Source organism: Burkholderia guangdongensis (assembly GCF_013403875.1).
Classification (GTDB): domain Bacteria; phylum Pseudomonadota; class Gammaproteobacteria; order Burkholderiales; family Burkholderiaceae; genus Burkholderia; species Burkholderia guangdongensis.
The window spans coordinates 37,838-48,004 of record NZ_JACBNX010000032.1; the positions used below are offsets into that span (position 1 = coordinate 37,838).

8 protein-coding genes and 1 pseudogene are annotated in these 10,167 nt (G+C 66.2%); 5 read left to right on the top strand and 4 right to left on the bottom strand.

The window, feature by feature from the left end; genetic code table 11:
* Positions 1 to 64 precede the first annotated feature (64 nt).
* Positions 65 to 1,036 (bottom strand): LysR family transcriptional regulator, encoded by a 972-nt coding sequence (locus HZI36_RS24830; protein WP_179405325.1) that lies wholly within the window; start codon positions 1,034 to 1,036, stop codon positions 65 to 67.
* Between the two features lie 110 nt (positions 1,037 to 1,146).
* On the opposite strand from HZI36_RS24830, the gene HZI36_RS24835 reads away from it, so the two are divergent.
* Together HZI36_RS24835 and HZI36_RS24840 are read left to right on the top strand one after the other, a co-directional pair.
* Entirely contained in the window at positions 1,147 to 2,517 is a 1,371-nt protein-coding gene (locus HZI36_RS24835; protein ID WP_179405326.1) for an NAD(P)/FAD-dependent oxidoreductase, read from the top strand.
* Positions 2,518 to 2,745: 228 nt separating this feature from the next.
* Positions 2,746 to 3,729 (top strand): LysR family transcriptional regulator, encoded by a 984-nt coding sequence (locus tag HZI36_RS24840; RefSeq protein ID WP_179405327.1) that lies wholly within the window; start codon positions 2,746 to 2,748, stop codon positions 3,727 to 3,729.
* A 163-nt stretch (positions 3,730 to 3,892) separates the two neighbouring features.
* Here the strand turns inward: HZI36_RS24840 and HZI36_RS24845 are convergent, their stop codons facing one another.
* The 3 genes from HZI36_RS24845 to HZI36_RS24855 all read right to left on the bottom strand — a co-directional run bounded on the left by HZI36_RS24845 (position 3,893) and on the right by HZI36_RS24855 (position 7,884).
* Complete coding sequence (locus HZI36_RS24845; RefSeq protein ID WP_179405328.1) at positions 3,893 to 5,278, bottom strand: NCS2 family permease; 1,386 nt, start codon at positions 5,276 to 5,278, stop codon at positions 3,893 to 3,895.
* Positions 5,279 to 5,717: 439 nt separating this feature from the next.
* Positions 5,718 to 6,884: a porin gene (locus HZI36_RS24850; RefSeq protein WP_179405329.1), complete on the bottom strand. Its 1,167-nt coding sequence runs from the start codon at positions 6,882 to 6,884 to the stop codon at positions 5,718 to 5,720.
* 46 nt (positions 6,885 to 6,930) lie between these two features.
* The gene (locus HZI36_RS24855) at positions 6,931 to 7,884 is read right to left on the bottom strand and encodes an alpha/beta fold hydrolase (protein WP_179405330.1); all 954 of its coding nucleotides are present in this window, start codon (positions 7,882 to 7,884) and stop codon (positions 6,931 to 6,933) included.
* 28 nt (positions 7,885 to 7,912) lie between these two features.
* On the opposite strand from HZI36_RS24855, the gene HZI36_RS24860 reads away from it, so the two are divergent.
* The 3 genes and pseudogenes from HZI36_RS24860 to HZI36_RS24870 all read left to right on the top strand — a co-directional run bounded on the left by HZI36_RS24860 (position 7,913) and on the right by HZI36_RS24870 (position 10,159).
* Positions 7,913 to 8,854: a LysR family transcriptional regulator gene (locus tag HZI36_RS24860; RefSeq protein WP_179405331.1), complete on the top strand. Its 942-nt coding sequence runs from the start codon at positions 7,913 to 7,915 to the stop codon at positions 8,852 to 8,854.
* Between the two features lie 98 nt (positions 8,855 to 8,952).
* The gene (locus HZI36_RS24865; protein ID WP_179405332.1) at positions 8,953 to 9,312 is read left to right on the top strand and encodes a thioredoxin family protein; all 360 of its coding nucleotides are present in this window, start codon (positions 8,953 to 8,955) and stop codon (positions 9,310 to 9,312) included.
* Between the two features lie 128 nt (positions 9,313 to 9,440).
* A pseudogene (locus HZI36_RS24870) lies at positions 9,441 to 10,159 on the top strand (IS6 family transposase).
* The last annotated feature ends 8 nt before the right edge of the window (positions 10,160 to 10,167 follow it).

Genomic DNA, 10,167 nt, shown 5'->3' on the forward strand with positions numbered 1-10,167 from the left:
GATGGCGGCGATGAGGTCTGCTACCGTCCGCGGCCGTCCGATACCATCGACGCGCCGCCGGCCGTCATCCCTGCGGCGCGTGACGCTTGCGGCGCCGGTCCGTCGCCGACGGCTTCCCGCCGTCGATCACGTGCGCGCCGTGCTCGACGACGAAATCGCGAAACAGCCCCGCGACCTGCGACAGGCGCCGGTCGGCGAGCGTGATCACATACCATTCGCGCTCGATCGGATTCCCGGGAAACGGCAGCTGCGCGAGCAGCCCGGCGCGCAATTCGAGCGCGCACGCGTGCAGCGACAGAAACGCGACGCCGAACCCCGCCTCCGCCATCTGCTTGATCGCCTCGTTGCTCGACAGCTCGGAGCCGATGTGAAACTTGAGCCCCGACGTCTTGAACAGGCTCTCGACCGTCGAGCGCGTACCCGCGCCGCGCTCGCGAACCAGCAGGTTCGCCGATTCCAGATCCTTCAGCGACAGCCGCTTGCGCCGCATCAGCGGATGCCCGGGCGCGGCGACGAACACCATCGGATGCTTCGCGAACTCCGCCGCGTTCGTGCGCAGCTCGCGCGGCGGGCTGCCCATCACCGCGAGATCGATCTCGTGGGTCGCGAGCATCCGGATGATGTCGTCGCGATTGCCGACCTTGAAGTAGGACTTCACGTGCGGACGCGTCTCGGCGAACTTGACCAGAATCGGCGGAATCAGATATTCCGCGGTCGTGATCGCGCCGATGCGCAACGTGCCGCCCAGCTCCCCCTTCAGCGCGGCCACCTCGTCGCCCGCTTCGGTCCATAGCTGAAGAATCTCGCGCGCATACCGCGCGAGTATCTCGCCGGCCGCGGTGAGCTGGACACCGCGCCCCACCCGCTGCAGCACCGCGGCGCCCGCCGCCTCCTCGAGCAGCCGGATCTGCAGCGACACCGCGGGCTGCGTCAGGTTCAGCTCCTCCGCCGCGCGCGACACGCTGCCGAGCCGCGCCACCATGTCGAGCGCCTTCAATTGTCTGAAGGTCGCCGTTCTTGATATCAGTGAAAACATATGGGTCGGCTAAAAACATTAAATTGTTTGTCATGGATCAAGACTATATCGTGGGAACTCCATGCCTGACAGCGGGCTACCGGACATTGCCATCATTACGGAGTCGCACCATGACCCACGCCCCCTTCACGCTCGACGCCGATTGCGGCACGGACCTTCATCGCATCCTGATCATCGGCGGCGGCGCCGGCGGCCTGCATCTCGCGACGCGCGTCGCCGCCACGCTCGGCCGGCGCGGTCTCGCGGAGATCGTGCTCGTCGACCGTTATCCGACGCACTTCTGGAAGCCGCTGCTGCACGAAGCGGCAACCGGGCATCGCGATCCGGCCAATCACCACATCGAATACGCGGCGCAAGCGAAGCGTGACGGCTTTCGCTTCGTGCAGGGAGAACTGACGCACGTCGACCGCGAACAATGCGTCGCGACGATCGGCGCGGTGCGCGACGCGGACGGCATCGAGATCCTGCCGCAGCGGCGCGTGCGCTACGACAGCCTCGTGCTGTCGGTCGGCAGCGTGACGAACTTCTTCAACGTGCCGGGCGCGGCGCAGCATGCGCTGCCGCTGGAAAATGTCGAGCATGCCGAAGTGTTCCGCCGGAAGTTCCTCGCCGCGTGCACGAAGGCCAATCACCGGATCGAAAGAGATGGTGTCCGCGACGGAGTCCCACACGCGGGCGCGGTCAACATCAGCGTGATCGGCGCGGGCGCGACCGGCGTCGAGCTCGCGGCCGCGCTCAGGCATGCGATCGATCAGCTGTCGATCTATCGCTTCCACGCGCTGGATCCGGAGCGCGACGTGCGCATCCGGCTGATCGAAGGCGCCGCGCGCGTGCTGCCGGCGCTCGACGAGCGCGTGTCCGCGCATACCGACGCGGCGCTGCGCCGGCTGCACATCGACGTCGTGACCGGCGCGCGCATCGCCGAAGTCGGCAGCGATGCGCTCGTCACCGGCACCGGCGACACGCTCCCCAGCGACATCACGGTCTGGGCCGCCGGCGTCGCCGGCCCCGCGATGCTGAAGTCGATCGGCGGCATCGCGCTCAACGCGGCGAACCAGGTGATCGTCACCGATACGCTGCAAACGCCGGACGATCCGCGCATCTTCGCGTTCGGCGATTGCGCGGCGTGCCCGTCGACCGCGAAGAGCGGCTTCCTGCCGCCGCGCGCGCAAGTCGCGCATCAGCAGGCGCTGTATCTCGGCGATGCGTTCGCGCGGCGCCTCGCCGGCAAGCCGGTGCCGGGCTTCGCGTTCCGCGACGCGGGCACGGTCGTGTCGCTCGGCCCCGCCGGCGCGACGTTCCAGACCGACCTCGGCGCGCGGCCGCGCGCGCTGATCGTGAACGGCTTCGCGGCGTCGGGCCTGTACAGGCTGCTGTACCGGAAGCATCTGTTCGGCGTGTCCGGAATCAAGCGCGCGGTGCTGGAAGCGCTCGGGCAATGGCTCGGCCGCGCCAACCGACCGTCGATCAAGCTGCATTGAGCGGCGCGGCGCCGCTCGCCGGGGGCGCGATCGCGCCCCCTTTTACCACCTCGACACCACCTCGACGCGTGAACGGCGGGCCTCATCCGCCGTTCGCACGCGTCGCGATCCGCACAATCCCCGCCTGAACCGCCCCGCTATTCCGTGAAAACGAATAGTCGCGCGACGCCTTGTGCCGCGCGGCCCGCGCGCTCTATGCTGTTTTGTTCACCATCCGAAGGAGAGAGCATGGACCGCATCCAGGCGATGGAAGTCTTCACCCGGGTGGTCGACGCGAACAGCTTCACGCGGGCCGCCGACTCGCTCGCGATGCCGCGCGCGACGGTGACGACGGTCATCCAGAATCTCGAGGCGCTGCTCGGCGTGCGGTTGCTGCACCGGACCACGCGCCGGCTGTCGCTGACGCCGGAGGGCGCCGCATACTACGAACACTGCATCAAGATCGTCGCCGAGATCAGCGAAGTCGACGCGAGCTTCCAGGCCGGCAAGCGAAAGCCGAGCGGCGCGCTTCGCGTGCACATGCCGAGCGCGCTCGGCCGCAAGCTCGTGATTCCCGCGCTGCAGGGCTTTCACCAGCTATACCCGGACATCACGCTCGATCTGGGACTGTCCGATCGGCAGGTCGATCCGGTCGAGGAAGGCATCGACTGCATGATCCGGGTCGGCCCGCTCGAGGATTCGTCGATGGTCGCGCGCCGGATCGGCACGCTGAGGCGGATCACGTGCGCATCGCCCGGCTATCTGGAGCGCTACGGCGAGCCGCACGGCATCGACGATCTGGCCGCGCACCTCGCGGTGAATTTCCGCACGAGGCACGGCGCACGCCCGTGGCCGTGGGTGTTCGTGATCGACGGCAAGTCGGTCGAGGTCAGGATGAACGGCATCCTCACGGTCAACGATTCGGATGCCTACCTGACCAGCGCGATCGAAGGTTTCGGGCTGATCCAGCCGCCGCTCGTGATGGCGGAGCCGCATCTGCGCGACGGCTCGCTGCGGGCCGTGCTGCCGGACTGCAATCCGAAGCCGAAGCCGATCTCGCTCGTGTATCCGCACAACCGGCATCTGTCCGCGCGGGTGCGCGTGTTCGCGGACTGGATCGCCGAGCTGTTCGATGCGACGTCCGCGCTGGGCGGCACCGACGAGCGGCGCGGCAGCGCGAGCGCGCCGGATGCACGAGATGCGCATACCGATCGCAGCCCGGTCGCCGCGTAGTGGGCGAGACGGCACGACGCAGCGCGCAAGCTGGATGAAAAAGAGCCCGGAAACGCAAGTTTCCGGGCCTCGAAAACCACCAACCTCACTGATATGGTGGAGTAGACACCGTTGTGTCGAAGCATTGCCGCGGACTGTCCGCGGCAACGCCCGACCCCATCCTTCAGATCGCCCAGCCGCCGAGATAGAACACGACGAGCACCGCCGCGATCGCCACCGTACCGACGTTGAGCTTGCGGAAATCGCCGCTCGCGAGGCGCCCGATCACGAGCGTCGAGAAGCCGAGCATGATGCCGGTCACGATGTTCGCGGTCAGCACGATGAAGACGGCGCAGACGAGGCCGGACATCGCGTCGACCAGATCGTCCATGTGCAGCTTGCTCACGCTGCTCAGCATCAGCAGGCCGACGTACATCAGCGCGGGCGCGGTCGCATACGACGGCACGAGGCCCGCCAGCGGCGACAGGAAGATCAGCGCGAGGAACAGCACGCCGACGACCGCGGCCGCGAGGCCCGTCTTCGCACCGGCCGCGACGCCGACGCTCGACTCGATGTAGGCCGCCGCCGGCGCGCCGCCGAGGAAGCCGGAGAAGATCGAGCTCAGCGAATCCGCGGTCAGCGCGCGGCCGCCGTTGATGATGCGGCCGTTCTCGTCGAGCTGGCCCGCCTGCCCGGCGACCGCACGGATCGTGCCGGTCGCGTCGAACACCGCGGTCATCACGAGCGCCAGCACGCTCGGCAGCACGGACATCGACAACGCACCCTTGATGTCCATCGAGCCGATCAGCGATGCGTGCCCCGGCGCGCTCAGCGAAGGCAGCGCGAACACGCCATGGAAACTCACGGCCGGATCGAGCACGAGGCCGATCGCCGAGATCGCGATCACGACGAGCAGGATCCCGCCCGGCACGCGGCGTTTTTCCAGGCCGAAGATCGCGGCCAGGCCGATCACCGACATGATCACCGGGAACGCGGTGATGTGGCCGAGCGACACCGGCAGGCCGGCGCCCGGATTCTTGACGACGAGACCGACGTCGTTCGACGCGATCAGCAGCAGGAACAGGCCGATGCCGATCCCGGTGCCGTGCGCGACGCCCGCCGGCAGATTGCGCAGAATCCACGAGCGCACGCCGGTCACGGAAATGCCGGTGAACACGAGGCCCATCAGGAACACGGCGCCGAGCGCGACCGACGGATGCAGCCCCTTGCCGAGCACGAGGCCGAACGCGGTGAACGCGGTCAGCGAAATCGCGCAGCCGATCGCGATCGGCAGCTTCGCCCACAGGCCCATCAGCAGCGAGCCGAAGGCCGTCGTCAGACAGACGGCGACGAACACGGCGCTCGTGTCGAAGCCGGCCTTGCCGAGCATGCCGGGCACGACGAACACCGAATAGACCATCGCGAGAAACGTGGTGACCCCCGCGACGATTTCCTGGCGCTGCGTGCTGCCACGCGCCGAAATCCCGAAGTATCGGTCGACGACTCCCTTAGTGCCGATTTCCGCGGCCTCGCCGACGCCGGCGACCGGCTGCACCTGGGTATCACTCATGAGCTTGCTCCTTTATCAGCATGCTGAAACGACCACGGACGGCCGTCGTCAGGTTGTCTCGAATCGAATTGGAATGTCGGCAACGTATTCGGGACGGGCGAGCCGCGATGCGTCTCGTCATTGCGGAATCGCCGGCCGGTTCTTGTCGCGCCGTGCGGCGCGCTTTTTTTATCGGCCCCGTCATTTGCACTTTGCCGAAGCGAAGGGTAGGCGAACAGAACATCGCCTCCCATTGGGGCAAGAGCATGCAGCGCATGTCAGTGCGCTTATATCGGCTTGAAACCGGGGTTTCGTCGCGGCGGACCGCGTGTATACGCCTAGTTCGGTTTCGTTAAGGAGAGTATTCGAACGAGGATTCGGGCGGGCATTCGAGCACGAAAAGCCGGCCCGCGTCAGTGCGATGAAAGCTGTCGGGCCGGCGCTCGCGCATCCCGTCCGGTCAGAACACGTGCCGGATGCCGACCGACAAGCCCAGTTGCCCGCTCGAGCCCGGCGTCATGTAATACGTCTGCGCGCCCGACGGCAGGTAATAGCCGACCGACTGCCCGTTCGGCAGGTAGCCGACGTTGTCCCAGTTCAGCGACGCATTGCGCGAGTACATCGCCGACGCATACAGATCCGTGGCCTTCGACAGGCTGTAATCCGCGATCGCGACGTACTGCTGCAGCGGCTTCGGCTTCACGACCGTGCCGTTCAGCGTCGCATGCCTGATGTCGTCGTAGTAGTAGCCGACGATGAAATGCGCGGCCGGCGTCGCGGTCCAGTTGATGCCGGCCCAGACCATGTCGTCCTGATGCGGCGGGTACAGCGGCGAGCCCGACGAGGGCGCGAGCGTGTTGCCCCAGCGGTATCCGGCGACGAACTTCAGCGTCTGGTACGTATACCGCAGCCCGACGAACGCGCGCATGTCGCGCCCGTAGTCGTTGCCGCCGGACGCACCGACGAACTCCTGCGCGCTCAGGTTGTTCACGTTGTCGAAGCCGAGGCCGATGCCGAACGCGCCGGCACTGTACGACAGGCCCGCGCCGTATCCGGAGCCTGCGCCGAACGAGCCGGCGCGTCCGCCGAACGACCAGTGGGCGGTGGCGAGCAGCGGGCCGAACTGGCCTTCGTACTTCACCATGCTGTTCTCGCGGAAGCTCGGGCCGGACATGGCGACGACCGGCTCGAACTCGGGGGAGTAGTAGAGCGGCGTGTAATCGGCGAGCGCGACGAACGACGACGTGTATTGCCGGCCGAACGTGATCTTGCCGTACTGGCTGCCGAGGCCGACGAACGCCTGGCGGCCGAACAGCAGGCCGCCGTTGCCGAGCTGGCCGTTGTTCGTGTTGAACTGGTTTTCGAGGGTGAAGATCGCGGAGTAGCCGCCGCCGAGATCCTCGTTGCCGCGCAGGCCGAAGCGGGACTGCGCGATGCCGGACGGGGACATCTGGAGCTCGGAGCCGGAGCCGGCCACCTTCACGCCGTTGACGACGTTCTGCACGTGGTTGACGAACTGCAGGTCGACCGTGGTCATCCCGTAGAGCGTCACGGACGACTGCGCATGCGCGCCGCCGGCCAGTGCCGTGGCTGCGGCCGCGATGGCGGCCAGATAACGTTTCTTCATGTCTCCTCCGAACTTCGTTGTAGTTAATGGATGCGCACGCAACCGATCAGCGCACCGTCTTCAGAAAATCGATCACCGCGTCGGCCACGGCGGCCGGCTGCTCCGGCAGCATCGCATGGCCGGCGTTCGGCAGTGCCACCAACCGGGTATTCGGACGCCTCGTGACCAGATTCCATGCATTGACCGGCAGCGCGATCTTGTCGTCCAGGCCCTGCACCACCAGCCCCGGCGCCGTTCCGCCCAGATAGATCTTCCGCATGTCGGTATGTTTCGCGGCCTCGATCTGCTTGCGTGCGGCGTCGGGAAACCAGCCGTCCTTCCACGCGGACGCGTCGTTTCCGGGTGCGAAGAAAACCTTCTCGACCGCCTGCTGACGGCGCTCGCCCGGCAGGCTCGGATCGAATACCTTGGTGAACTCCTCCAGCGTGTCGTGCGCCATCTCGATCTCGCCGCCGGCCCCGACCAATATCAGACCGATGACGCGCGCGTTCTGGTCCGACGCCGCGGCGCGCGCGACGCGATTGCCGTAAATCTGTCCGAGGACGACGGCTCGCGCGATGTGCAGCTGATCCGCCACCATCCAGATATCCGCCCCCAGATCGTGCAGCGAGATTCCGTCCATCGGCCCGGTGCTGGCGCCGATGCCCCGCGGATTCACCAGCACGACGCGATAGCCGGCGGCGGCCACGGCGTTGCCGAGCTGTTCGAAATCCTGAGCGGCACGGCCCAGCGACGGATACATGATCACCGCGGTGCCCTGCCCTTTCTGGAAGACCTCCATCCGGACAGGCGCGCGCCCGACGAGTTGCCGCTGCCAGCCCGGCAACGGATGCATTTCGCCGTCGGCCCACGCGCCGCTCACGCACAGAACACCGAGACACACCGCCCAAAGAAAGCGCAACACCATTCGTCCCCCCACTGGAAAAGCCGTTCCTTGCCGAAACGGCAGCCCGCACACGATGAGGCAACCGACAGATTCAAAAAAGTGATAAATATTCATCGTTTGGATACTTTATGGAATCACTGCGATGAACGATGAGCGTGCCGCTTCGAGGCAACTGGTGGGCCGTCTGCGATTCCGTCATCTGAAGTTGCTGGTCGTTCTTCACGAGACGGGCAGCCTGCATGGCGCCGCCGCGCAGTTGAACGTGACGCAGTCCGCGCTGAGCAAGGCGTTGAACGAAATGGAAAACGCGTTCGGCGTCCGGCTGTTCGAGCGGCACGCGCGCGGGTTGACCGCGACCCCGGCCGGCGCGTTGGCCATCCGCGGCGCGACGGTGCTGCTGCACGAACTGGCCCACGTCGGCGAGCAGGTGATGTCCGAGCCGGCCAGCACCATCCTCCGCCTCGGCGCCCCGCCGACCGTCGCGCATGGGCTGATCCCCGACATCCTGCGTCGGCTCATCGACGACAGTACGGCACTGCCGATACGCGTGATGATCCAGGAAGATCGCGCGGATGCGCTGATGAAATCCCTGCTGGACGGCCAGCTGGATGCGATCATCGCCCCGCCGCCGACGGAGCTGCACGAAACCGTGGCGGCCGAGTTGCAGCACGTCGTGCTGCACGACGTCGCGCTCGTCGTCATCGCGCCCGCCGGGCATCCTCTTGCCGGCGCAGCCGCGCTCAGCTGGGCGCAACTCCAATCCGATCCGTGGATCCTGCCGGGGCAGACGTCGATGGTCCGGCGCATCGTCGACCACGCGTTCCTGAATGCGGGCCTCGCTTCGCCGACGCCGCTGATCGAGTCGTTCGCCCCGTACACCAACCTGCAGCTGGTCGCCAAGGGGTTGGGGCTGAGCGCCGTGCCGGACATCACGCTGGCTGGCCTGGCGGGCAATCTTCCGGTGGCGCGCCTGAACGTGCGTCCCGAGCCGGCATCGGGCAAAGTGGTGATGTTCTACCGGAAGCACGGCCTGAATCACGGGGTCAAGTGTTTGCTTCACGCGTTGGGGCATGCGGTGCGCTGACGGCCGCGCGCCGCGCTCGCCGCTTTCGGCTACAGTAAGGAGCCTGCATCAGGAATGCGGCCGCGACGCGACCACACCTTTGCCCCTGGAAAGCCACGATGAATACTCCGTCCGCCTACACCGCCGACGCCCCCACACGCGCGGAGGTCGACGCGCTCGACGGCGCGGCCGTCATCGAATTCGGCACCAACTGGTGCGGCATCTGCAAGGCCGCGCAGCCCGCGATTCGCGACGCGTTGCTGGCGCACCCGGACGTTCGGCACCTGAAAATCGAAGACGGTCCCGGCCGGCCGCTCGGCCGCTCGTTCCGCATCAAGCTCTGGCCGACGCTGGTGTTCCTGCGGGACGGCGTCGAAGTCGCACGCGTCGTTCGGCCCGTCAATGCCGAGCAGATCGAGGCAGACGGGTTCGCCGCGCTGAATCGCCCCGCTCCACACGCACACACCGGCACCCGCTGACCATGCTGTCGTCCCGCACCTGATCGGCGAACGAGCGCGCGCCGGCGGACGATCGAACCTTCTCGGGCGGGCTGTGTCGCATTAAGCGCTGCGGTAAAATCGGCAGGCCGACACAGCTGACGAACACGATGGACAAGATCAAGAAGACACCACGTAAGACGCTGCCCGACGGCATTGGGAAGGTGCTGAAGCGGCTGCATTATCCGCTTGACGTGATTCTGCTGTGCGTGCGCTGGTGGCGTATTCGTTGAGCCTGCGCAACCTCGAAGAGATGATGCTGGAGCGTGGAATCGAGGTGGATCATTCGAGCGTGCACCGCTGGGTCATCAAAGTACTGCCGGTGTTTGAAAAGGCATTTCGCCGCCGAAAGCGCCCGGTGGGCAAGAGCTGGCGAGTCGATGAGACCTACGTCAAAGTCAAGGGTCAATGGAAGTATTTGTACCGCGCCGTCGACAAGGAGGGCAATACGGTTGACTTCCTGCTGCGAGCCCATCGTGACAAGGCGGCTGCGCTTCGTTATTTCAGGAGGGCGATAGACCAGAACGGCGAGCCCGAAACGATTACGGTGGATAAGAGCGGTGCCAATCTGGCCGCGCTCGAAGCGCTTAACGGCGAACGGCCAACGCCGATCAAGGTCCGGCAGAACAAGTATCTGAACAACATCATTGAGCAGGACCACCGGGCCGTCAAACGCATCATCAAACCGATGATGGGGTTCAAGGATTTCCGGTGCGCGTGCATCATCCTGTCCGGTATCGAAATCATGCACGTGATCCGAAAGGGGCAGATGCGTGACGATGGCATCGCTGAGACTGCGACCGATCAATTCCATTCTCTTGCAATGTAAGCAGTCCT